22 protein-coding genes are annotated in these 24184 nt (G+C 38.0%); 4 read left to right on the forward strand and 18 right to left on the reverse strand.

Going from position 1 to position 24184, the window contains the following annotated elements; all coding sequences use genetic code 11:
- Nucleotides 1-1768 (reverse strand): two-component system histidine kinase PnpS (gene pnpS, locus V7024_RS02740; protein WP_335515306.1); only part of this gene is annotated, 1768 nt, incomplete at its 3' end.
- On the reverse strand, nt 1761-2477 hold the full coding sequence (locus V7024_RS02745) for a response regulator transcription factor (RefSeq protein ID WP_335515309.1): 717 nt from the start codon (nt 2475-2477) through the stop codon (nt 1761-1763). The genes V7024_RS02745 and pnpS, both read right to left, overlap by 8 nt.
- Before the next feature lie 357 nt (nt 2478-2834).
- Between V7024_RS02745 and V7024_RS02750 the strand changes: the two genes are divergently transcribed.
- A complete protein-coding gene (locus V7024_RS02750; protein WP_335515313.1) occupies nt 2835-3158 on the forward strand; it encodes a YnfA family protein in 324 nt (107 codons plus the stop codon).
- A 49-nt stretch (nt 3159-3207) separates the two neighbouring features.
- Here the strand turns inward: V7024_RS02750 and V7024_RS02755 are convergent, their stop codons facing one another.
- From V7024_RS02755 to V7024_RS02775, 5 genes are all read right to left on the reverse strand, one after another.
- Nucleotides 3208-3681, reverse strand: a complete 474-nt coding sequence (locus V7024_RS02755) for a MaoC family dehydratase (protein ID WP_098914300.1) — start codon at nt 3679-3681, stop codon at nt 3208-3210.
- Between the two features lie 605 nt (nt 3682-4286).
- Nucleotides 4287-5225: a malate dehydrogenase gene (mdh, locus tag V7024_RS02760; protein WP_020062425.1), complete on the reverse strand. Its 939-nt coding sequence runs from the start codon at nt 5223-5225 to the stop codon at nt 4287-4289.
- A 20-nt stretch (nt 5226-5245) separates the two neighbouring features.
- Nucleotides 5246-6538 carry an NADP-dependent isocitrate dehydrogenase gene (gene icd / locus V7024_RS02765; protein WP_335515319.1) on the reverse strand — a complete coding sequence of 431 codons (1293 nt, stop codon included), beginning with the start codon at nt 6536-6538 and terminating at the stop codon, nt 5246-5248.
- A gap of 132 nt (nt 6539-6670) precedes the next feature.
- Nucleotides 6671-7789, reverse strand: a complete 1119-nt coding sequence (gene citZ / locus V7024_RS02770; protein WP_335515322.1) for a citrate synthase — start codon at nt 7787-7789, stop codon at nt 6671-6673.
- Between the two features lie 429 nt (nt 7790-8218).
- Nucleotides 8219-8680: a DUF441 domain-containing protein gene (locus V7024_RS02775; protein ID WP_098914306.1), complete on the reverse strand. Its 462-nt coding sequence runs from the start codon at nt 8678-8680 to the stop codon at nt 8219-8221.
- A gap of 294 nt (nt 8681-8974) precedes the next feature.
- Here V7024_RS02775 and ytvI point away from each other — a divergent pair, with 294 nt between their 5' ends.
- The gene (gene ytvI / locus V7024_RS02780) at nt 8975-10081 is read left to right on the forward strand and encodes a sporulation integral membrane protein YtvI (RefSeq protein WP_335515327.1); all 1107 of its coding nucleotides are present in this window, start codon (nt 8975-8977) and stop codon (nt 10079-10081) included.
- A 159-nt stretch (nt 10082-10240) separates the two neighbouring features.
- On the opposite strand, the gene V7024_RS02785 is transcribed toward ytvI, so the two are convergent.
- The 8 genes from V7024_RS02785 to dnaE form a co-directional block, all read right to left on the reverse strand.
- Nucleotides 10241-10630 (reverse strand): FxsA family protein, encoded by a 390-nt coding sequence (locus V7024_RS02785; RefSeq protein WP_335515330.1) that lies wholly within the window; start codon nt 10628-10630, stop codon nt 10241-10243.
- Between the two features lie 87 nt (nt 10631-10717).
- On the reverse strand, nt 10718-12475 hold the full coding sequence (gene pyk / locus V7024_RS02790) for a pyruvate kinase (RefSeq protein ID WP_335515332.1): 1758 nt from the start codon (nt 12473-12475) through the stop codon (nt 10718-10720).
- Between the two features lie 54 nt (nt 12476-12529).
- Complete coding sequence (gene pfkA, locus V7024_RS02795; protein ID WP_335515335.1) at nt 12530-13489, reverse strand: 6-phosphofructokinase; 960 nt, start codon at nt 13487-13489, stop codon at nt 12530-12532.
- Nucleotides 13490-13618: 129 nt separating this feature from the next.
- Nucleotides 13619-14593, reverse strand: coding sequence for an acetyl-CoA carboxylase carboxyl transferase subunit alpha (accA, locus tag V7024_RS02800; RefSeq protein WP_335515339.1), 975 nt, complete (start codon nt 14591-14593; stop codon nt 13619-13621).
- The gene (gene accD / locus V7024_RS02805) at nt 14581-15450 is read right to left on the reverse strand and encodes an acetyl-CoA carboxylase, carboxyltransferase subunit beta (RefSeq protein ID WP_098914316.1); all 870 of its coding nucleotides are present in this window, start codon (nt 15448-15450) and stop codon (nt 14581-14583) included. Before accD ends, accA begins: the two co-directional genes overlap by 13 nt.
- A 242-nt stretch (nt 15451-15692) precedes the next feature.
- Complete coding sequence (locus V7024_RS02810) at nt 15693-16328, reverse strand: FadR/GntR family transcriptional regulator (protein WP_335515344.1); 636 nt, start codon at nt 16326-16328, stop codon at nt 15693-15695.
- A gap of 14 nt (nt 16329-16342) precedes the next feature.
- Nucleotides 16343-17599, reverse strand: coding sequence for a malic enzyme-like NAD(P)-binding protein (locus tag V7024_RS02815; protein WP_196060621.1), 1257 nt, complete (start codon nt 17597-17599; stop codon nt 16343-16345).
- A 91-nt stretch (nt 17600-17690) separates the two neighbouring features.
- Entirely contained in the window at nt 17691-21020 is a 3330-nt protein-coding gene (dnaE, locus tag V7024_RS02820; protein WP_335515347.1) for a DNA polymerase III subunit alpha, read from the reverse strand.
- A 105-nt stretch (nt 21021-21125) separates the two neighbouring features.
- Here dnaE and V7024_RS02825 point away from each other — a divergent pair, with 105 nt between their 5' ends.
- Nucleotides 21126-21461, forward strand: a complete 336-nt coding sequence (locus tag V7024_RS02825) for a YtrH family sporulation protein (RefSeq protein ID WP_438824428.1) — start codon at nt 21126-21128, stop codon at nt 21459-21461.
- Nucleotides 21458-21958, forward strand: a complete 501-nt coding sequence (gene ytrI / locus V7024_RS02830) for a sporulation membrane protein YtrI (protein WP_335515349.1) — start codon at nt 21458-21460, stop codon at nt 21956-21958. The genes V7024_RS02825 and ytrI overlap by 4 nt, the downstream gene beginning before the upstream one ends.
- 20 nt (nt 21959-21978) lie before the next feature.
- On the opposite strand, the gene V7024_RS02835 is transcribed toward ytrI, so the two are convergent.
- From V7024_RS02835 to V7024_RS02845, 3 genes are all read right to left on the reverse strand, one after another.
- Entirely contained in the window at nt 21979-22911 is a 933-nt protein-coding gene (locus tag V7024_RS02835; protein WP_335515352.1) for a DHH family phosphoesterase, read from the reverse strand.
- 172 nt (nt 22912-23083) lie between these two features.
- Entirely contained in the window at nt 23084-23686 is a 603-nt protein-coding gene (locus V7024_RS02840) for an IS200/IS605 family accessory protein TnpB-related protein (RefSeq protein ID WP_335515355.1), read from the reverse strand.
- A gap of 1 nt (nt 23687) precedes the next feature.
- On the reverse strand, nt 23688-23939 hold the full coding sequence (locus V7024_RS02845; RefSeq protein WP_335515357.1) for a hypothetical protein: 252 nt from the start codon (nt 23937-23939) through the stop codon (nt 23688-23690).
- Nucleotides 23940-24184: the final 245 nt, after the last annotated feature.

The following is a 24184-nucleotide window of genomic DNA, read 5'->3' on the forward strand; positions in this document are numbered from 1 at the left end:
AAAGTTTCACTTTATTATACTTTTGAAGAGTAACAATAAATGTCGTTCCAACCCCAATCTTACTTTCTACAGTAATCATCCCATGGTGCGCTTCAACTAAATGTTTCACAATAGATAACCCAAGTCCTGTACCACCCGTATTACGACTGCGTGCTTTATCAACGCGGTAAAAACGTTCAAAAATTCGAGGAATCTCTTCTTTTTCTATTCCAATACCTGTATCTGACACTTTTATATATACGTTTTCGCTATCATAAGAAAACTTAACAGAAACAGTTCCCCCAGCTGGCGTATATAGAATTGCATTATTCATTAAATTAATAAAAACTTGTTTTAATCGTACTGCATCACCTATGACAGAAACATGTTCATTCACATCAACATGCAAACGAATGTCTTTATCTACAGCTTTATTATTTAATATCATCCCAACTTCTTCTAGTAGCTCTTTTAAGTCAACAACACCCATATTTAATTGAAACCCTTGTTGCTCAATTTTCGATAAATCAAGTAAGTCTTCAATTAACGCTTGCATTCGGTCGCTTTCTTTCAAAATAATATGTAAGAAGTGCTCACGAAACTGCTGGTTTTCCATCGCTCCGTCAAGTAATGTTTCTGAAAATCCTTTAATAGATGTAATTGGTGTTTTCAACTCATGCGAAACATTCGCCAAGAAATCTTTACGCATTTGCTCCAGCTTCTTAAGCTCGGTAATATCATGAAAAACAAGGACAATGCCTTTCCATTCATGGTTCGTTCCAATAATAGGAGCACCGTATACTTCAAAGTGTTTTCTTTCAATTTCAAGAGGCAATAACATTTGTTTTCGTACTTTAACCTCTGTCATAAAAATTTCTTCCACGAGTTCAACAATTTCTTTATGTATAAATGCTTGATAATATAAACGTTGCAAATACTCTTCATCTGTTACATGGAAAATCTCTTTATAAGAGCGGTTAACAAGACTAATATAACCACGGCTATCTATTAAAATCATACCGCTTCCCATATTTTCAATAAGTGTATGCAACCGATCTTGCTGCATTTCTTGCTCTAATGTCATCTCTTGTAAATTACGCGCTAAAATGTTCATTGCTTTACTGAGCATTCCCGTCTCGTCTGAATGATTTTCATAAGCACGCGCTTTATAGTTCCCTTTCGCCAATTCGATAGCTACTTTTGTAACAGACTCAATCGGCCGAATATAGTGTGCTGTAATTTTCATCCCAAGAAATATAACAACGAGACAAGAACTAATAAAGCCAACAATTAACAAACCCCACATTTTTGGATGCACAGTTTTCAAAGATTCTATAGAAGCGTTACTAATGAGATACCCTTTCTTCCCCTGTGCATCTTGAATAAAAGTCGCATAATAATAAGGATATTTATCCTTTGTTTCCTTCATCACCACTGTATGCGTTTGTTTTCTCGCTTCAGGAAGAAGTTCTTCTATCACTTCTTTTTGTAGTACCGTCTGCTCTTTTACAGTAGTATATTGAACTTGTTTTTGTTCATCTAGAAACGTTACGTATAAACCGAAATGCTCTTCTATTTTCGAAAATACATTTGGATTCTTTAGAACATGATCAATTCCTTCCGCCTCAACGACAGAAGCAATATACTTTGTTTCTTTCTCGATTCTCTCATGGACATGATCAACATAAAATCCTTCAAATACTTTTTCAATCAATATCCCTGTTCCAACAACAATAAGAACAATCAGAGAAATAAACGTAAGGAGAAGCCTTGAGCGAAATTTATTCATCTCCCTTTGGCTCCTCCAATTTATAACCTAATCCACGAATTGTTTTAATATAAGTTGGTTTTTTTGTGTTTTTTTCAATTTTATCTCGCAAGTGACTAATGTGAACATCAACAATACGTGTATCACCAGCAAAATCATAATTCCACACTGCACTTAGCAGCTGATCACGCGTTAACACACGGCCTTTATGTTTCGCTAAATATACGAGTAATTCAAATTCTTTTGGCGTAAGTTCTAACTTGTCCCCTTTAAAATATGCTTCATAAAAATCTGGTAAAATTCTTAATTCAGCAATGATAATACTATTTTCATCTTCTACTTCCTGAGCTTGTTCATCATTAATTTTCGTACGGCGCAAAATCGCTTTTACACGCGCAACTACTTCTCTTGGACTAAACGGCTTTGTCATGTAATCATCCGCTCCAAGCTCAAGACCTAATACTTTATCAAATTCATCATCTTTTGCAGTTAACATTAAAATAGGGGTCATTATACGCCCTAGACGCAATTCTTTACAAACTTCCATGCCATCCATCTTCGGAAGCATTAAATCTAATATAATGAGATCAGGGCGTTCTGTCTGCGCTTTATGCAGCGCTGTTTCCCCATCCATCGCTGTTATGACCTCAAATCCTGCTTGCTGCAGATTAAATTCGATTAAAGTTAAAATAAACTCCTCATCGTCTACGACCAAAATTCGATTGCTCATTCTATTCCTCCAAGTTATAGGCTTTAAACCTTCCTCATCCTAATATCCTTCCCCGATATTTCCATCATACTAGAAAACAAAACCCCTCTCAATACAATTGTGCTTTGAAAAATGCGACTTTATTCCCCACCTCACAAACAGTCCCCTACTGACTGCTGTTTTACTTTATGTTACCCTTATACAAAGAAAACGACATTCCCCCTTCTTTTTAGAGAGAACAAGAGCATCTAGCGGAGGAGCCATGGAACTTTTCCCTGTCACATGCGAGGTTTCAAACAAAGGGAAAAGGCGATGTTATATTGACTTTTATATCGAAAAATGAAAATGGATTTATATAGAATAGAAGGGAGTTTTTTTATGTTAAAAGCATTTATTATCTTTTTTCTTGCAGGCTTAGCTGAAATTAGCGGCGGTTACCTCATTTGGAAATGGCTGCGCGAAGGCGGTTCTATTGGAATTGGAATCATCGGAGGAATTATTTTATTTTTATATGGCGTTATCGCTACGTTCCAAGTTTTCTCTAGCTTCGGAAGAGTGTATGCAGCTTACGGCGGTGTGTTTATTGTCATGAGTTTACTGTGGGGCTGGTGGGTTGATAAAAAAACTCCCGACTTATTCGACTGGGCTGGAGCTTCTGTTTGTATCGTTGGCGTATTTATTATGTTATGGCCGCGTGGGTGAAAAAACGAAAGCTGTCCCAAAAGCACTGCTTTTAGGACAGCTTCTTTCATTAAAAATTATCCAGCGATCTTTCAAATATCGTCGTTAAATGATGCGGCGGTGCTACTTTTAGTAACCCTGTTATAACTTCTTCTTCCTGCTCATTGTACGCAACCATTTGCATTTCAATTAAATGATCTTCTGGGTAAACGGAAACAACTTCAAAATGAATTTGCAGCGTTGCGTAGTGATATACAGGCTTTTTAAATTCGATTTCTTGTCTTACGACATGACTTCCTGGGCCAGGTAAGTATTTTGTAACCGCAGTTGTAACAATCCCCGTTAACATAATCGTTGGTACAATTGGTTTTTCATACGGAGTTTGGGATGCGTAATCATGCTGAATATATAACGGATTCGAATCATTCGTTAATCCTAAATATAATAACAAATCTTTGTCTTCTATTTTCTCTGTAACGGATAACTTTTCTCCTACTGTAATTTCATCCATTTTACGACCTAATTTGCTTCTTTTCTTTAACATGATACAATCCCTCCGATCGATATTTCCATTATCCTACTCGAAGTGGTATATTATACGAATCTTTATAAAGATGAGAGAACATTCGCTACAAGTCTATGTTTTATAGTGTAGGATACTCCTTTGTTAACGTTTTCAAATTATTTTACAAAAATATCCTTCTAATAGTGGAAAAAGATTCGGGAGCCCCGAATCTTTTTCTTTCTTTTTTTATCCCGCTATTCGCGGGCAGTAATACTCCCACCTCAAAATTCAGCGAAAGCATTGTCCAGTTCCAGTGGCTAGAATGTTCGGTGGCTTCGCTTCTTCCTACGAGGTAAAAAACACCTCTACGTCAGAAGCTCCATCCCCCTCACATTCTGGACGAGCCACTTCCACATTTCTTTGTTGTCCAGCTCTAGCGGCTAGAATCTCCGGTCGTTTCGCCCCCTCGGACGAGGCAAAAAGCGCCTCTCTGTCAGGGGCGCGGGCGTCCTGCGATTCTGAGCGAGCCGCTTCCGCTTTTCTTAAGAAGTTAGGTGGGAGATAAACTGCCCGTAAAAGCCCGATTGGTGAGGGCTAATAATCAGTGGGGGATGAAGAAAACCCCCACTGATTAAAGTTTCACTTTATGCAAGAACTTTCATTACACTGCGTATAGATTCTACAGAACGATCTAATCCTTCTTTTTCTTCCGGAAGAAGATCTAATTCAATAATCTTTTCGATTCCGTTACCACCAAGGATAACTGGAACACCTAAGTAAAGATCGCTATAGCCATATTCACCTTCAAGGTATGCAATAGCCGGTAAAACGCGGCGTTGGTCTTTTAAGATTGCCTCAGCCATCTCTACTAAAGAAGCAGCTGGTGCATAGTATGCACTACCGTTTCCTAATAGATTTACAATTTCACCGCCGCCTTTACGAGTGCGTTCAACAATTGCATCTAGGCGTTCTTTCGGAATTAATGTTTCAAGCGGAATACCACCTGCATAAGAATAACGAACAAGCGGCACCATCTCATCACCGTGTCCACCAAGAACAAATCCTGTAATATCTTTCACAGATAGATTTAATTCTTGTGCAATAAATGTACGGAAACGAGCTGTATCTAATACACCAGATTGACCGATAACGCGCTCTTTCGGGAATCCAGCTTCTTTAAATACAGAATATGTCATTGCATCAACTGGATTTGTTAATACAATAATAATTGTATTCGGAGAATATTTCGCAATTTCCTGCGTTACACTTTTCATAATTTTAGAGTTTGTTGCTACTAAATCATCACGGCTCATACCTGGCTTACGAGCGATACCTGCCGTAATAATTACAACGTCAGAATTAGCTGTATCTGCGTAATCAGATGTACCGATAATATTAGCATCGAAACCTTGTACAGGGCTTGCTTCTAACATATCTAACGCTTTCCCTTTTGTTGGATTTTCAAGTTGTGGAATGTCCACTAATACAACGTCTGCTAATTCTTTTTGCGCTAATAAGAATGCTGCTGTTGCCCCTGTAAATCCTGCACCGATGACTGAAACTTTTTTGCGTTTGATTGTCATAATTTCTCCCCCACTTTGAATTATGCGTTTTTAATAACCGCTGCGTCCATATTGTTAATAAGGGCGTCAGCAAATTCGGAACATTTCACTTCAGTTGCACCTTCCATTAGACGTGCGAAGTCATATGTTACCACTTTTGAAGCAATCGTGTTTTCTACAGAATTAGTAATTAAATTCGCTGCTTCATTCCATCCTAAATGTTCTAACATCAATACCCCTGAAAGAAGAACTGAAGATGGATTTACTTTATCTAAACCTGCATATTTTGGAGCTGTACCGTGTGTCGCTTCAAAAACAGCATGTCCCGTAACATAGTTAATGTTAGCACCAGGTGCAATACCGATGCCGCCAACTTGTGCTGCAAGTGCATCAGAAATATAATCGCCATTTAAGTTCATTGTTGCTACAACGTCGAACTCGCGTGGACGTGTTAAGATTTGTTGTAAGAAAATATCTGCAATTGAGTCTTTTACGATGATTTTTCCAGCCGCTTCTGCGTCTGCCATCGCTTTATTCGCAGCGTCTTTTCCTTCTTTCTCAACAATGCGATCATATTCAGCCCAAGTAAATACTTTGTCGCCAAATTCTTGTTCTGCTACTTCATAACCCCAGTTTTTGAAAGCACCTTCTGTAAATTTCATAATGTTACCTTTATGAACTAATGTAACAGAAGGACGTTTTTCACTAATCGCATATTGAATCGCAGCGCGAACAAGACGCTTTGTACCTTCTTCAGAAATTGGTTTAATACCAAGTCCAGAAGTTTCTGGGAAACGGATTTTCTTCACACCCATTTCATTTTGTAAAAATGCAAGAAGCTTTTGAACCTCTTCAGAACCTTGCGCATATTCAATACCAGCGTAGATATCCTCCGTATTTTCACGAAAAATCACCATATCAGTATCTTCCGGACGCTTAATAGGAGAAGGAACCCCATCAAAATAGCGAACAGGACGTAAACATACGTATAAGTCTAATTCTTGACGAAGTGCTACGTTTAAAGAACGAATTCCGCCACCAACAGGAGTTGTTAACGGTCCTTTAATTGCGATTAAATATTCGCGAATCAATTCTAATGTTTCTTCTGGTAACCACTCACCTGTTTGATTAAATGCTTTTTCTCCAGCAAGCACTTCTTTCCAAACAATTTTCTTCTCACCATTATATGCTTTTTCAACAGCCGCCTCTAACACGCGAGATGCTGCTGCCCAAATATCTGGTCCAATTCCATCTCCTTCAATAAAAGGAATGATTGGATTGTTAGGTACATTCATAACACCATTCGTTACGGTAATTTTTTCTCCTGTAGTCAATGTGATTACCCCCATGTTTGAAATTTCATATATATGAAACTGAGGGATAAATCCCTCAGTTCAAACCACAAATTAAGTTTAAATATTTCAATCATTATATCTTTACGAAAAAGTCAGATTTATGAAAGCGCATTATACTCTTTGTCCAATTGGTACATAACGTTGGTTAATCGGACCAGTATAATCTGCGCGCGGACGAATTAGGCGGTTATTTTCATATTGTTCTAGAATATGAGCTAACCAACCAGACATACGGCTGACTGCAAAGATTGGTGTAAATAGATCATGATCAATTCCTAAGCAATGGTACACAGATGCAGAATAAAAATCTACATTTGGTGGAAGATGTTTTGCTGAAGTTACAAGCTCTTCAATTTTAATAGACATATTATACCACTTATCTTGTCCTGTTAGCACGCATAATCGCTTAGACATTTCACGTAAATGTTTTGCACGTGGATCACCATTGCGGTATACACGATGACCAAAGCCCATAATTTTCACTTTATTGTCAAGTGCATTATGAATATATGATTCTACATTTTCTTCTTCGCCAATTTCCATTAGCATCTTCATTACGTTTTCGTTTGCTCCGCCATGAAGTGGTCCTTTTAAAGCACCAATTGCTGCTGTAATACCGGAATATACATCAGAAAGTGTAGCCACACAAACACGTGCTGTGAAAGTAGATGCATTTAATTCATGATCCGCATGAAGTACAAGCGCTTTATCAAACGCTTCAATTTCAACTTCATTTGGCTCACGATCATTTAACATATATAAAAAGTTTGCAGCTAATGATAAATCTTTACGAGGCTCGATAACAGGTAACCCCTTGCGAATTCTCGCAAATGCTGCAACAAGAGTTGCAACTTGCGCCTGTAATTTAACCGCTTTCAAATAATTAGATGCCTCATCCATTAATTCAGCACTTTCATCATACAATGATAGCATGGAAATTGCTGTACGTAAAACTGACATTGGATGTGCAACTGTTAAATTTGTGTGTTGTAAATATTCCAAAATATCTTTTGGCACTGCCGCATGCTCGGCTAGCTGTGTTTTTAATTCCTCTAATTCTACTTCATTTGGAAGTTTGCGATGCCATAATAAATATACAACTTCTTCAAATGTAGCATTTTCAGCTAAATCATCGATATTATATCCCACATAAGTTAATGTATCATCAATAATAGAACTTACAGATGATGTCGTTGCTACTACCCCTTCTAAACCTCGAATAACAGTCATTATAATCTCTCCTTTTCCTCGGAATTTCTCCCCAACCTAATACTTTTTTCTCAATTAAATGTGTGTTCCACTGTTTAAAAAAGTGAATGAGCACCCGTTCACCTCTTAAACAAGTGAAATACACAATGGCACAATCATTACCATTTTTACATCTATCTATCGCCCCACACTTTGTAGCATGGGCGTGAGCTTCTCCCCGAACCCCCACGCCTAAAACGACACATAGTGTGGAAATATAATTTCGGAGAGCTTTCCTATAAAAACAGCATAAAACAATATTAACAAAATTATTTCATGTTATTTTTATTTTATCTGGTGTAGGTCTATGCTGTTATGTAACTCGAAGAAGTGCCTTAAGTACATTATAAACAATTATCTGACTTTTGTGAATGGATAGAATTCGAAAAATTTATATTAAAATAAATTTTTTTATTTAAACATCTGTATGATGTTCATCACAGCGTAGGCAATTCCTGCTCCAATTAAAGGTCCTACCGCCACTCCATTAAATAGTGCTACCGCAAGAATTGTTCCAAACACAAGAGCGGTCGTAATGTGCGGATCATGCGCTAAAAGTTGTACACCGCCCTTTGCAAGAAGCGCCACTGCAATACCTGAAGCGAGAGCAATCCAAGCATAATAAGATTTCGTTGCTTCTACAAGCTGCTTAAATCCAATTTCTCCTGTTGCAATCGGGACAAGGACCGCAATTGTTATAACAGTAACCCCGAGGTTAATTCCTTTGGTTTGCAAATAAGGGAAAATCTTATCTCCTAAAAACGTCCACTTCAGCAAAAATAAAACGCCAACCGCTACTGTTAAAGATTGATTTTTTACGATAAGTCCAATAAGAAGAAGTATGAATAAAAATAAAGTCGACTGACTAATCATGATGTCACATCCTTTCTGAAAATAATGAAGAGCTCTTAAATATGTCCCTTTTCTAAAATAAAAAAAGGAATTAACCCTTCAAATAGAGAATCGTTTCCACTTACACCAAAAGTGATCACTTTCCTTTTCTTTCTTATAAGAACAAGGTAAAATAAGAAAGAAAGAATCTATATTACATCATACCATTTACAAAAGAGGCATGAAAGCATCTCATCATTTGATGTGTACTTTCAAGTGAATAATTACACAAGCTTCGCTAATACGTAACATTTTTATAGAGGAGGGAAAACACCTTTGAATCGAAATTCACTCTACATAGCACTTCGACTTCTCTTTGTTATTGCAGCAACTATATTAGGAATATGTGCGCTTTTGTATATATCAGGTCTTGTCTATCCATTTATTATCGCTTTTGCAATTGCATATTTGATCAATCCAGTTGTAAACTTTCTCGATCGAAAACTACGATTCCCTCGTGCTTTGTCTGTCCTAATTAGCCTCATCCTTGTGTTTGGCACTATCGTTGGGTTCGTTACGTATCTTGTAACAGAAGCTATTTCAGCAGCAACATATTTGTTACAAATCGTACCAGAAAAATTCCCGTCTCTAGTTCAATATTTACAGGAATTTGCACTTACCAATATTATGCCACTCTACAACGATTTAATTGCTAAGTTTAACCATCTCGGTGCAACACAACAAAGTACGATTACAACAAACATTCAAAATCTCGGTGCAGAAGCAACGCAACAAATGAAATCCATTTTGACAGCCATTATTAGCGGATTAACAAACTTCATTAGCGCTCTTCCGACCACCTTAACTGTTCTTGTATTCGTCTTGTTAGCTACTTTCTTTATTAGCTATGACTGGCACCACCTTGCCCGTAAAATAGAAAAGTTTTTACCTAATCGATTACACGGTTATGGAAAAACAATTTTTGTTGATTTACGAAAAGCTTTGTTTGGATTCGTAAAAGCACAATTTACTCTCATATCCATGACGACCATTATCGTTCTAATCGGCCTATTAATTTTGCGTGTACCGTACGCAATTACGATTGCCCTTATTACAGGCGTTGTGGATTTGCTTCCATACTTAGGAACAGGTGCTGTTTTCGTTCCATGGATCATTTATGTATTCTTTACAGGAAATACTGCCTTCGCACTTGGTTTACTTATTTTATATATCGTTGTCATCGTGCAGCGTCAATTAATGGAACCAAAAGTATTATCATCTAACATAGGACTTGATCCACTGCCAACATTATTTTCTTTATTTATCGGATTTAAACTATTTGGTTTTTTAGGATTAATTATCGGTCCTGTCACACTCGTTTTATTAAATACACTGCATAAAGCAAATGTATTTAAAGACCTTTGGAAGTTTATAAAAGGGTAATAGCTACATCACCTAAAACAAGGAGAATCCCTCCTTGTTTTTTTATTTATGAAAATGAATAAAAATACTATATTTTTCTTCATTTTTCTACAAGTGAATAAATATTCATCTGTTTTTTCGACAAAAAATAACGCTTGAAGAGTTTTTCTCTCTCAAGCGTTATTTTTGCACAATAATTGTATTGTTTCGATTTATTTTTCGTTCCATCCATTTGATGATCATATATTTCACGGGCTTCCTCGCTGCCGGAATCAGTAAAATCATTCCTAGACAATCCGTTATATAGCCAGGAATCATTAAAAGTATACCGCCAGCAAAAATACAAATTGCATCCAATACCGCATCGCCCGGAAGCTCACCTCTACTGAGCCGATATTGAATATCTCTCCATACAGCTAATCCTTGCCGCTTTGCTATATATGCTCCAATTATACTCGTTAGCATAATAACACAAAATGTCGGCCATAACCCAATCCACTGACTCGATCCGATCAGCACCGTAATTTCTAATGCTGGAATTAAAATAAACAAGCAGAGAAACACTTTCATTCCTCTCACCTCTTTTTCTAAATCTTTATATTTTTAAATTTTGTAAAAAAAAGAGAAGGATTTGCATCCTTCCCCACATATTATTACTTATAGCACTTCCGCATGTCCATTATATACAATTCCACGCGCTGCATCAACTGTTACTTCTTGGCCGCTTTTTAGCGTAGCAGTTGCAGTTGTTACACCAACGATAACTGGAATACCGATTGATACACCAACAACCGCTGCATGGCTTGTTAATCCGCCTTCTTCTACAACAAGTGCTGCTGCTTTTTCAATCGCAGGAATCATATCTTTATCAGTGCTTACTGTAACAAGAATAGAACCTTCTGTTACGTTCGCTATTGCTTCCTCAGCTGTTTTAGCTACAACAACTTTACCTTTTGCCGTTTTACGACCAATTCCTTGTCCTTTAGCGATTTGTTCGCCAACAACATGAATTTTCATTAAGTTTGTTGTGCCAGTTTCAGCAAGCGGTACACCAGCAGTGATTACAACTGTATCACCAAGACCAATCATCTCTGCATCCATAGCTGTTTGAATCGCTGTTTCTAACATTTCATCTGTAGATTTTGCTTTTTCTTCTGCCATATACGCTTTTACACCCCAAGATAGCGCAAGACGACGACATACTTGTTCATTAGATGTTACAGCTACAATTGGAGATTTCGGACGATATTTAGAAATCATTTTTGCAGTATATCCACTTTCTGTAGGAGCTACGATTGCCGCTACATCAAGTGCAAGCGCTGTATGTGCAACAGATTGACTAATTGCATCTGTGATTGAGTAAGATTGCTCTTTAAGACGTTTTTGGAACATATCTTCATATTGCAGTGATTTTTCAACACGAAGTGCAATATTCGCCATCATTTTCACTGCTTCAACTGGATATAAGCCTGCTGCTGTTTCACCAGAAAGCATGATTGCATCTGTACCATCGAAAATAGCGTTTGCTACGTCACTTGCTTCCGCGCGTGTCGGACGAGGGTTACGTTGCATAGAATCTAACATTTGCGTTGCTGTGATAACTGGCTTTCCTAATACGTTACATTTTTTGATTAGACGCTTTTGTACTAACGGTACTTCTTCTGGTGGAATTTCTACACCCATGTCACCGCGGGCTACCATTAAACCGTCAGAAACTTCTAAGATAGAGTCGATATTATCGATACCTTCTTGGTTCTCGATTTTTGGAATAATTTGAATGTACCCTGCGCCGTGTGCTTCTAATAGCTCACGAATTTCTAATACGTCAGATGCTTTACGTACGAAAGAAGCTGCAATGAAATCAACACCTTGCTCAATACCGAAGATGATATCTTGAATATCTTTTTCCGTAATACCAGGAAGTTTAATACTTACGTTTGGTACGTTTACACCTTTTTTATTTTTTACCATACCGCTGTTTAATACTTTTGTGCGGATATCGCCGTTTCCTTTTTCAATTACTTCTAACTCAATAAGACCGTCATCAATTAGAATGCGAGAACCTGGGTCTACATCGTCATAAAGTCCTGCATAAGTTACAGAGAACTTTTCAGCAGTTCCTAACACTTGCTCTGTAGAAATAACAACTTCTGCACCTGTTTTTAGTTCAGCTTGTCCGTCTACAAAGTCATGTGTACGAATTTCTGGACCTTTTGTATCAAGTAAGATTGCTACAGTTTTACCTGTTTTCTTTACAGCCTCACGAATCGTTTTAATGCGTAATCCATGCTCCTCATGACTACCATGAGAGAAGTTTAAACGACAAACATTCATACCTGCTCCGATTAATTGTTCTAACTTCTCAATACTTTCACTAGCAGGACCAATCGTACATACAATTTTAGTTTTGCGCATACCGCACCTCCGAATATTTATGAAAACGTTACCATTAATTTTATATTACACCAATTAGATGGATAATTCTTTTGATAACTGATACATCTCTGCATCAATTTCATGTTTTTTCGCTAATGCTTCAATAATATCATGATCAACAAGTTGGTTATTTTGAATACCTACGCAGCGGCCACCTTGTCCTTCTAATAAAAGCTCAACTGCTCTCGCCCCAAGACGACTCGCTAATACACGGTCCATCGCACTTGGAGATCCTCCGCGTTGCACGTGACCTAATACTGTAACGCGCGTATCAAAATTAGTCGCTTCTTCGATTTGTTTACCGATTTCAATCGCGCTGCCAACGCCTTCAGCTACAACGATGATACTATGTTTCTTTCCGCGTTCACTACCGCGTTTTAGGCGAGCGATTACATCATTCATATCATAATCTTCTTCTGGAATTAAAATTGTTTCTGCACCGTCTGCTAAACCAGCCCATAATGCGATGTCACCTGCATGGCGACCCATTACTTCAATTACATATGTACGTTCATGAGATGTAGCTGTATCACGAATTTTATCAATTGCATCGATAACAGTATTTAAAGCTGTATCAAAACCAATTGTGAAATCCGTACCAGGAATATCATTATCGATTGTACCAGGTACACCAACACATGGGAAACCATGCTCTGTTAATTTTTTCGCACCTTGGTAAGAACCATCTCCACCAATAACAACAAGTCCTTCAATACCAAATTTCTTTAATTGTTCAATCCCTTTTAATTGTCCTTCTCGTTCTTTAAACTCAGGACATCTTGCTGTATATAATTTTGTTCCACCGCGATGAATAATATCACCTACAGAACCTAATTCTAATTTCTCAATATGACCAGAAATTAATCCTGCGTATCCATGATAGATACCATACACTTCTAAATCATGATATATTGCTTTACGAACAACAGCACGAATAGCAGCGTTCATTCCAGGTGAATCTCCACCACTTGTTAAAACACCAATACGTTTCATTAGTACTCACCTCATAAAGATTATTTGCCTTATAATAAAATAACATGAAGAAATACAAAATGACAATGGAGAAGATGTGTCTTTTTCATAAGAAAAACGTGCATTCGCGAGATGGAACGCACGCTTTCTCTATTTTACCCCAATGGAAGCGTTTGAAAACGAAACTTGCCCAATTTTCATAAATTTTTCATAGCGATTTTCGACTAGTTGCTCTTTCGAAACGCCTTCTAATTGTTGGAATGTCTTCTGCAATGTACGATTTATATATTCCGCTTGCTTCACTACGTCGCGATGTGCACCGCCGCGAGCTTCTGGAATAATTTCATCAATGACACCTAATTCTTTCAAATTAGCTGCTGTAATTTTCATCGTTTCTGCAGCTTCTTTTGATTTCGTAGCATCTTTCCAAAGAATTGCCGCTGCTCCTTCAGGCGTAATAACCGAATATGTGGAGTTTTCTAACATGTGTACATAGTTACCTACGCCAAGTCCTAACGCACCGCCACTTCCACCTTCACCAATTACGATACAAATAACAGGTACAGTGAGTCCAGCCATTTCAAATAAATTGCGTGCAATTGCTTCACTTTGTCCACGCTCTTCAGCTGCTTTTCCTGGATATGCACCCTTTGTATCAATAAAACAGATGATTGGACGATTAAATTTTTCAGCTTGCTTCATAAGACGCAACGCCTTACGATATCCTTCCGGATGAGGCATTCCGAAATTACGGCGAATATTTTCTTTCGTATCTTTCCCGCGTTGATGACCGATTACTGTAACAGGCATCCCATTATATTTCGCAATCCCGCCAACAATTGCTGCATCATCACCAAATAATCGATCTCCGTGACATTCAAAAAAATCAGTGAATAAGTGCTGGGTATAATCCAGTGTTGTCGGTCTTTCAGCATGACGAGCAATTTGAACACGGTCCCACACTTTCAAGTTACCGTATATTTCTTCTTCTAAGTGCTCTAATTTCCCTTCCAAGATACGAATCTCTTCACTGAAGTCCATCTGGCTGTTTTTCGTATACTCTTTTAACTCGCTAATTTTATTTCTTAGCTCAACAACTGGTTTTTCAAATTCTAATTCTGCCATGACGCCACTTCCTCCCCTTGATGAACTTCTAAAATCTTACGGAGCGTGTCTCTCATATCATCGCGATGCACAACTGCATCTAATTGTCCATGGTCCAATAAGAACTCTGCCGTTTGGAAATCCTCTGGCAATTTCTCGCGAACCGTCTGTTCAATTACACGACGACCAGCAAATCCAATTAATGCACCAGGTTCCGCTAAATTATAATCACCAAGTGAAGCAAAGCTCGCGGAAACTCCACCTGTCGTTGGATGCGTCATAATTGAAATGAATAAACCACCTGCATTGCTATGTTTTTTCAAAGCTATACTTGTCTTCGCCATTTGCATTAAGCTTAAAATACCCTCTTGCATACGAGCTCCGCCTGATGCAGTAAAAATAATAAACGGCGCTTTCATTTCATATGCTTTTTCAACAGCACGCGCAATTTTTTCACCTACAACAGAGCCCATGCTTCCCATTCGAAACCTTGAATCCATAACCGCAACAACAACAAGCATATCTTCGATTGTTCCTTCTCCTGTCACAACCGCTTCATTTAATCCTGTTTTTTTACGATCACTCTCGAGTTTCTCCTCATAGCCAGGGAATTGAAGCGGGTTTGCCGAAATCATTTCTTTGTCATATTCACGAAATGAGTTTTCATCTAACAAACTTTCAAGACGCTCCCATGCATTCATCGGGTGATGATAGCCACAGTTTACACATACTTTTAAATTTTTCAGAAGTTCTTTCGTATACATGATTTTTTTACATTTCGGACATTTTGTCATGACACCGTCCGGTACATCTTTTCGTACCTGCTCTGAAGGAATTGCAGCATACTTTTTCTTCTTTAGGAATAAATCTCGTAGCAAAGTTTGACCCTCCTTTAGGTGATAAAAGAGCTAAGGTTAACGAGTAAGAAAATGGGGCTAACACCTAAATCAATCGGTGTTAGCCTTATTTTCTTAATTTGCCTTATAACCCGTCTCTTTACGTTTAACTTTAAACGTTATCTTGCAGAATTTATGTCAGAACGTGTCATGGTTATTTCGACAAATTTTGTATAAAGTAAACATTTATCTTGCTTATTCATACATGTATAAGCAAGATAAACTCACAAATGAAACTGTATATTTTCCATTATCTCATCGTACAACTCTAATGCTGTTTGTTCTTGTTTATTCTGTAATGCTATATATAGCTTTTCATGTAACTCTCGCGCGTTTAAATGAACATCACAAGAAAGCGTTGAAGCGTAGTCACGTACAATCATCCAAACACGATACATTAAATAATTATCGACTTGTTCTACAAGCGTTTTTAAAAAGGTTTGATGAAATACTGCGATAGATGATTGTTCATCAGAAAAAATTTTTCGAAGTGCCTTTAAGCTGCTTTCTGCCTGTGTTTGACATAAGACACGAATCGCGTCTTTCTCAAGCAATTCTTTCGTTTGTAACAAATCCCGCCGTGTCTTTTCATCTTGTAATACGAACGGTGCAATTAATTGCACCAGACCGTTTTCATAAAAGTTTCGAATGAACGTTCCTTCACCGCGCCGCGTTTCAATTAGACCCACTAGTTCTAACGATCTGAGCGCTTCACGAACAGATGAGCGTCCGACATTTAAACGTGCACTTAACTCACGTTCAGATGGAAGGCGGTCGCCCGCCTTCAATCCATCTTCTTGTATAATCAAACGAATTTTTTTCACTATTTCTAGATATACTTTTGTTTGTGATGATGTCAATGAACATTCCTCACTTATTCTTTGCCGATAATCGCTAGATTTCTCGTTCTTTCAGCTATTTCCTGCGGATCAACTTGACGGCGAGCAACACCTGTTTCCATCGCAGCCTTAGCAACGTACGCTGCTACTTGTGGTGCTACGCGTGCATCGAATGGAGCTGGAATAATATAATTAGCATTTAACTCTTCTTCTGATACAAGTCCAGCAATAGCTTGTACTGCTGCCACTTTCATTTCTTCGTTAATTTGCGTTGCATGGACATCAAGAGCACCTCGGAAAATACCAGGGAAAGCTAACACGTTGTTTACTTGGTTTGGGAAATCTGAGCGTCCCGTACCGACAACTGCTGCTCCAGCTGCTTTTGCCATGTCTGGCATAATTTCTGGATTTGGATTCGCCATCGCAAAGATAATTGCATCTTTGTTCATAGAACGAACCATTTCTTCTGTTAATGCGCCTTCTGCGGATACACCGATGAACACATCTGCATCTTGAATCACTTCTGCTAATGAACCTTCTACACGATTTTTATTCGTGTATTTTGCAACTTCATTTTTCACAGGATTCATACCGACAGGGCGTCCTTCAAAAATCGCACCTTTCGTATCGCACATAATAATGTCGCGTACACCGTAGCGATATAAAAGTTTAATAATTGCAATACCCGCTGCCCCAGCACCGTTTGCAACAACTTTAATATTAGACATTTTCTTTCCAACTAGCTTTAATGCATTCACAAGACCCGCTACTGTTACAATTGCTGTTCCGTGCTGGTCATCGTGGAATACAGGAATGTTTGTTTCTTTTTTCAAACGCTCTTCAATAATAAAGCAGTTTGGTGCTGCAATATCTTCTAAGTTTACGCCACCAAAAGTTGGCTCCATTAATTTTACAGTTTCAACAATTTTATCTACATCATTTGTATTTAAAGCAATTGGAAATGCATCTACACCAGCAAAGCTCTTGAATAATACAGCTTTACCTTCCATAACAGGAAGTGATGCTTCCGGTCCAATATTTCCAAGACCTAATACAGCCGTTCCATCTGTTACAACTGCTACCATATTGCCCTTCATTGTATATTCGTATACCTTGCTCTTATCGTCATAAATCACTTTACATGGTTCTGCAACCCCTGGAGAATACGCAAGACTTAAATCTTTTGCATTTTCTACCTTTACTTTTGATACTGTTTCTAGTTTTCCTTGATGCACTCTATGCATGTGAAGTGCTTCTTCACGTAGTGTTGACAAACGATCCACTCTCCTCATATTTTCTTGCTGCATTACATTATTCATTCTCCAAAGTGGTCTGACCACGAACGCTATTACTACTATAATCGAAATGATAGGAAATTGTCCATTATATTTTTACAACGACATTTTCCTTGCCGACTATCTCATAAAGCGCTTGTAAACATTCTTCACTTGGATGAATGGATAAGTTACGAGATAATTGTACCATCTTATGCTCTTTTTCATAATAAATTAGTACTTTCGCAAAACCTGAATAGTTAAACAATATTTTGGTGACATTGCTTAACAGCCTTTTTTCATACTGTGATGGTATTTTCACGTAAATAGAAGCGTCTTTCATTTCCTCGTAAGTATCCATCTTCTCTAACGGATACAAGCCATTTACAATCCATTGGAGCTTATTGTTTCGCTTTTCAATTGTCCCTTCTATTAAAACAATTTCTCCTTCTTGTAATCGCTCCGCAAAATGGATATACGTTTCAGGAAATACAACCCCTTCCATTTCATGATTTTGATCACAGAACGTGATAAACGCCATCTTTTGTAATTTTTTCGTCCGAATTACTTTTATATTTGTCAAATATACAATGACCCGCTGTACTTTTCTTTGCTGTTTCATCGCCCCTGCAAGTGTTGGGATTTCCAATTCCTTAACAAGCTTCGCGTACTGTGCGGTTGGATAACTTGTTAAATACAAGCCTAGCGCTTCTTTTTCCTTATTTAACTGCTGGGTAAAAGTTAGCTCTGCCTCTTGTGCATACTCTGACTTCGGCACAAGCTCCTCACCAATTTCCCTTGCTAAGCTCGCGTATTCTAACGCACCTTTAATACTGTTAAATAAGGCGGAACGCGAAACGTTAAAATCATCAAAACAACCTGCCCAAATCATCGTTTCTAAATTGCGCTCTGTCACAAATTTTGCCGGCATGCGCAAACAAAACTCAAATAAATCTTGAAACGGCTTTTTATTTCTTTCTTCAATTACAGCATTTACCGTCGCCATCCCTACATTGCGAATCGCAAGTAAACTATACCGAATTGCATTTCCTTCCACTTGAAACTCATGACTGCTCTTATGAAGAGACGGTGGCAAAACGTGGAACCCTTTCCGCTTCGTTTCCCGAACATATTGTACAATCTTCTCTTCATTTCCAATTGCGCTTGATAATAATGCTGTCATAAACTGAAGCGGATAATTTGCTTTTAAATAAGCAAGCTGATATCCAATCATACTATAAGCAACTGCATGACTTCGGTTGAATCCATAATTGGCAAATCGAACAATTAAATCATAAATTTGCTGGGCAGTTTCTTCATCATATCCATTTTGCAAGCACCCTTTCACGAAGTGCGTGCGCTCTTCGTCTAAAATATCACGATTTTTCTTACTTACGGCGCGGCGTAATAAGTCAGCCTCACCAAGAGAAAATCCTGCTAAATGAGAGGCAATTTGCATAATTTGCTCTTGATAAACGATAACACCATACGTATTTTCTAAAATTGGTTTCAAATCAGGATGCAAATAATGAATAGCACGTTTTCCATGTTTAGAATCAATAAAAACCGGTATTTGCTCCATCGGTCCCGGGCGATATAATGCGTTAACCGCAACAATATCTTCAAATTCATTCGGTTTTAGCGAACGCAGAACATTCCGCATCCCACTTGATTCGAGCTGAAAGATTCCTGTCGTATCACCTCGCCCAAGGAGTGCAAATGTATTTGCATCTTGAAGAGGCAATTTCCGTATATCTAAACTTGTCCCTGTTGTCTTCGCAATAAACATGCGAATATTTTCAAGCAATGTTAAATTACGCAGACCAAGAAAGTCCATTTTTAACAGACCAAGTTCTTCTAATACTTCTGCTGAATATTGTGTGACGTATACATCATCATGGCCGCCTTGAATGGCAACACTATTTGTAAGCGGCTCTTCACTCATAATCACTCCGGCTGCATGAATAGACGTATGACGCGGCAACCCTTCTACACGCTTTGCAATATCAAATACCCTTTGAAAAATTAGGTTACTTTGTAGATAACTTTGTAATGATGGCGATTCTGCGTAAGCTTCTTCCAACGTAATCCCAACTTTAGACGGAATATGTTTTGAAAAAATATCAATTTCATTTGGCGGCAGTCCCATTACTCTTGCAATATCACGAATTGCCGCTTTTGCTGCAAGTGTTCCAAACGTTACAATTTGAGCCACGCGTAGTTCTCCGTACTTATTTTTCACATAACGAATCATTTCATCGCGGCGAATATCTGGAAAATCAATATCAATATCAGGAAGTGTAACGCGCTCTGGATTTAAGAAACGTTCAAATAGTAAATTGTATTGAATCGGGTCGATGTCTGTAATTTCCAGCACGTAAGATACAAGTGACCCAGCTGCCGAACCACGGCCTGGTCCTGTTAAAATGCGCTGCTCGTGAGCGTATTTCATAAAGTCCCATACGATAAGAAAATAATCACTAAATCCCATCCGAGAAATGGTATGCAGTTCATGATTTAAACGAACTTTATGCACATCGGTCACCGTTTCATAACGTTTCTTCAATCCTTCTTCACAAAGGCGGCGTAAAAATTGATCAGATGATTCATTTGTTGGTACCGAGAACTTCGGCAATTGATTTGTATGAAACGGAATTTCTACGTGACAGCACTCCGCAATACGTAATGTGTTTTGAATCGCTTCTGGCATAGAAGCAAATAACGCCTCCATTTCAGATGCTGATTTCATATAGTATTGATCAGTCTGCAGGCGCGGCCTGTCCGAATCAGTCATTTTTGTCCCATTATGAACAGATAATAAACACTCCTGCACCATTGCATCATTTTGTTTTACATAACGAATATCATTTGTCGCTACAAGCGGAATCTCAAGTTGCTGTGCAAATGGTAGAAGCTCTTCTTGAAGCAACAACTCTTCTTGAACGGCATGGTGCTGCACGCTTATATAAAAGCTGGCAAATATATTTTTATACATATTTGCTACTTCCGCAGCAGCTTCATGCTTTCCTTGCAATAAAAGCTTTTCAATTTCTCCATCTTTTCCAGGAGAAATCGCAATTAATCCCCCTGCATAATGCGCAAGCCATTTCTTTGGAATACCCTCTTTTGACTTTGTCATAATGCTGCTAGAAATTTTAAGTAAATTTCGATACCCAGTTTCGTTTTCTGCCAGTAAAATAAGCGAATAGGACTGATCCTCTTCTTCATTCCATATCGAAGCTGTTAAACCGATAATCGGCTGAATCCCCGCTTTTTTACAAGCTTTATAAAACGGTATCACACCATACATCACATTTTCATCTGTAATTGCTAATGCCGGAAATCCAAGTTCTTTCGCTTGATGAACAAGCTCATCTATTTTACAAGCACTTTTCAATAAACTATAAACGGTTTGACATTGTAAATGCACAAACTTCACTTTTATACCCTCTCTTTACCTATTTGACTACTTCCTATTATACGTGAAATCAAAACATACTTCCCCTTCTTTGTCCATATACATGAAAAAGAAAGGAGAATGATGATGGAAATGAACCAAAGCTTTTTCTCTCTTCTCATTACGAGTTATTTTATTGCTCTTGGTGTTATGATTGGCGGTTCATTAATTGGCGGAATCGGTGCTTTTTTAGTAGGAAAACCACCGCTCACAATGATTACACAATTTGCAGAGAATTTACGAATTTGGGCTCTCGTCGCTGCCATTGGCGGAACTTTCGATACATTTTATAGCTTTGAACGCAGCTTTTTTGGAGGAGATACAAAAGATATTGTGAAACAAATTCTCCTTATTTTCTTTGCTACAGGCGGTATGCAAACGGGTCTTACGATTATTAAATGGATTACACAGGAGCACATATGAAAGTCCCGGGCTCTATCTCTAATAGATGGAAACTCTTTTTAGGCGGCGCTGCTGCGGGCGGGATTTTGAGCTGGATTATTTTTTTATACATATATGGCGTGTTTCAAGAAGAGCAAACAAAAACACTCGAAAAACAACAAACGATAATCAAAAAACTAACAGATGATTTACACGTACTGATTGAAGATCAAAAAAAAGAAAATGAAAAAAACAAAAAATTGTTAACCATTCAAGAAATTGAAATTGAGATTGTAAATCACGAAAAATACAATTTAGACACGCTAACAGTGGAAACATTACAAACTTCTATTCGCGATGATCTCCGCCACTTGCTTACCCAAAACATTCAAAGCGTCGCAAACAATAAAGAGCTACTAAAGAAGGTTATTGAAAATAAGGTATATAAATATTACGACCGTGTCTATCGATTTGAAATCGAAACTGTTTCATTTGATACCCTACTAGAAATTAGCGTCAAAATAAAACAAGAAAGGTAGAAATCCCTCTACCTTTCTTCTTATTTACATAATTCACGTAAGTCTGCAAAAATACGGTCCGCTTCTTCCCAAGAAAAAGCTTTTGCTCCGGACGCCATCGGATGCCCGCCGCCGTTATATCGCATTGCTAACGTATTAATAACCGGACCTTTTGAACGAAGGCGAACACGAATCACATCTTCTTCCTCTAAGAATAAAACCCACGCTTTTAATCCTTCAATATTTCCAAGAGCTCCAACAACTCCTGAAGCCTGAGACGGAAGCACATCAAATTGCTCTAACACTTCTTTTGTTAGCTTAACATACGCTGCGCCTTCTTCAGTCATCGTAAAGTTTTGTAGGATATAACCATTTAAGCGTGCAATACGCTCATTCGTTTTATACATTTCATCATATAATGCTGGGAATTCAACGCCCACTCCCACAAGCTCAGATGCATAACGAAGTGTTTTTGCAGATGTGCTTGGGAATAAGAAACGTCCTGTATCACCAACGATACCAGCTAAAATAAGACGTGCCGCTTCTTTTGATAACGTTAACCCTTTATCCTTACCGTATAAGTAAAATTCATAAATCAGTTCACTTGTAGAACTAGATGTTGTATCTACCCAAACAATATCACCGTACGGATCTTCATTCGGATGATGGTCAATTTTAATTAACTGCTTTCCTTTTGTATAACGCTGATCGCAAACACGCTCTTGGTTTGCTGTATCACAAACAATTACAAGTGCCTCTTCATACGTAGCATCATCAATTTCATCCATTACGCGTAAGTACGCTAAAGACGGTTCATTGTATCCTACCATATAAATCTTTTTCTTTGGAAACGACTCTTGCAGCATCGTACCAAGGCCGCACTGCGAACCTAATGCATCTGGATCTGGACGAACGTGGCGATGGATAATAATTGTATCAAATTGCTTAATTGCTCCTAAAATTTTCTCATGCATATGTAAAATCTCCTTTTCGGCCAATTTATTCCTATTATAGCTCAAAACACTTCATACAGGTGGAGAATTGAATTACATTGAACTACCCCCACCTAAAATCCTATCAGATTTTTGAGGAAGGGGATTCCCAAAAGGGACAACTAAGGCAAAATGCTTAGTAGACCATACCCATTCAACAAGGTATGGGGTTTCTGCTTTCAAACTTAGACAAACCTTTTACTTCCAAGTCAGTAAGAGCCCCTGGAGGAAAAAGTTCGTTTGCATAACGAATCTTGCCATGGTTCGAAAGCTCCATCTGATAGAATGTGTGAACACGCAAATCAGACAGGATGCCAGACAGCCACTTCCATTGCGCCCAATGATGCAGACCTACCATCTTCTCCGGTAGTAGGGAATACAAAATTGGTGGAAGTTTTTCTTTACATCCCATTGCTCTTCTAGCAATGACATAAGAAGCTGTTTGGTGGATGCTGATACCAAAACGTTTCATATATTTGATTTTACCAATTTGAGAAGTGTACGCTGGATTTACCTCAAATACTGCTACACCCATCTTCTCAGCACGGCTTTTAATAGCTGAAATCATCTTTTTATAAGCAAACATGCTCATCATCATATTTGCTTTTTTGTTGCCATAAGGATTCTTAACCTTTGCTTTTGTTGTGTTTAATTTTTCTACAACAATCGGTTTGTTTGCTTTTACAGCAATATCCACTAATGCAACGGCTTCTGCTTCAATCATTTTCGTAATTTGTTCTGATGTTTTACCTAACATATCAAAGATATAATACACCCGTTTTTATGAGTTGTCCTTGTTTATTGATGTTTGACCAAGCGAAGTGGTCAAAATTGCAGTCTACTCCAATGACACCATCGGATTTGCTGAAGTTTTTATTTTGGTTCTCTTCAATATCGATTAAACATTTAAAAATGTAGTAATCACCGTGGTCTTCAATTGCCCAACTGATTGGTTTTCCTGCATTCTTTTTATCTTTGCAATTCCATTGCTTTTGAACAGCTGCATTCACTTGTTCTTGTCCATACGGAAATGTAAGGTTAGGAATTTCAACGGCAACACCATTTGGTGGTGTAAAGTGTAATGATTGTGATTCTGTTTTAGTGCATTCTTATAGATACGAATTGAAAAATATGCCTTTTTCATTGGACACACTCCTTTCTTGTTTTGTATACACAAAGTATACTAGATAGGAACATATGTTTCTGTTTATATACTAAAAAAAACAAAAAATCGATTCATCCCCCACCTACCGTT

This window comes from Bacillus sp. JJ864 (assembly GCF_036963045.1).
Lineage (GTDB): Bacteria > Bacillota > Bacilli > Bacillales > Bacillaceae_G > Bacillus_A > Bacillus_A pseudomycoides_C.

Excerpts from the sequence above, each read along its gene's own strand:
- V7024_RS02745 (WP_335515309.1), bottom strand. The coding sequence starts at position 2,477 with ATGAGCAATCGAATTTTGGTCGTAGACGATGAGGAGTTTATTTTAACT.
- V7024_RS02750 (WP_335515313.1), top strand. The coding sequence starts at position 2,835 with ATGTTAAAAGCATTTATTATCTTTTTTCTTGCAGGCTTAGCTGAAATT.
- V7024_RS02755 (WP_098914300.1), bottom strand. The coding sequence starts at position 3,681 with ATGTTAAAGAAAAGAAGCAAATTAGGTCGTAAAATGGATGAAATTACA.
- mdh (WP_020062425.1), bottom strand. The coding sequence starts at position 5,225 with ATGACAATCAAACGCAAAAAAGTTTCAGTCATCGGTGCAGGATTTACA.
- citZ (WP_335515322.1), bottom strand. The coding sequence starts at position 7,789 with ATGACTGTTATTCGAGGTTTAGAAGGGGTAGTAGCAACGACATCATCT.
- V7024_RS02775 (WP_098914306.1), bottom strand. The coding sequence starts at position 8,680 with ATGATTAGTCAGTCGACTTTATTTTTATTCATACTTCTTCTTATTGGA.
- V7024_RS02785 (WP_335515330.1), bottom strand. The coding sequence starts at position 10,630 with ATGAAAGTGTTTCTCTGCTTGTTTATTTTAATTCCAGCATTAGAAATT.
- pyk (WP_335515332.1), bottom strand. The coding sequence starts at position 12,475 with ATGCGCAAAACTAAAATTGTATGTACGATTGGTCCTGCTAGTGAAAGT.
- pfkA (WP_335515335.1), bottom strand. The coding sequence starts at position 13,489 with ATGAAACGTATTGGTGTTTTAACAAGTGGTGGAGATTCACCTGGAATG.
- accA (WP_335515339.1), bottom strand. The coding sequence starts at position 14,593 with ATGGCAGAATTAGAATTTGAAAAACCAGTTGTTGAGCTAAGAAATAAA.
- V7024_RS02815 (WP_196060621.1), bottom strand. The coding sequence starts at position 17,599 with ATGAGGAGAGTGGATCGTTTGTCAACACTACGTGAAGAAGCACTTCAC.
- V7024_RS02825 (WP_438824428.1), top strand. The coding sequence starts at position 21,126 with ATGGAAATGAACCAAAGCTTTTTCTCTCTTCTCATTACGAGTTATTTT.
- ytrI (WP_335515349.1), top strand. The coding sequence starts at position 21,458 with ATGAAAGTCCCGGGCTCTATCTCTAATAGATGGAAACTCTTTTTAGGC.
- V7024_RS02835 (WP_335515352.1), bottom strand. The coding sequence starts at position 22,911 with ATGCATGAGAAAATTTTAGGAGCAATTAAGCAATTTGATACAATTATT.
- V7024_RS02840 (WP_335515355.1), bottom strand. The coding sequence starts at position 23,686 with ATGTTAGGTAAAACATCAGAACAAATTACGAAAATGATTGAAGCAGAA.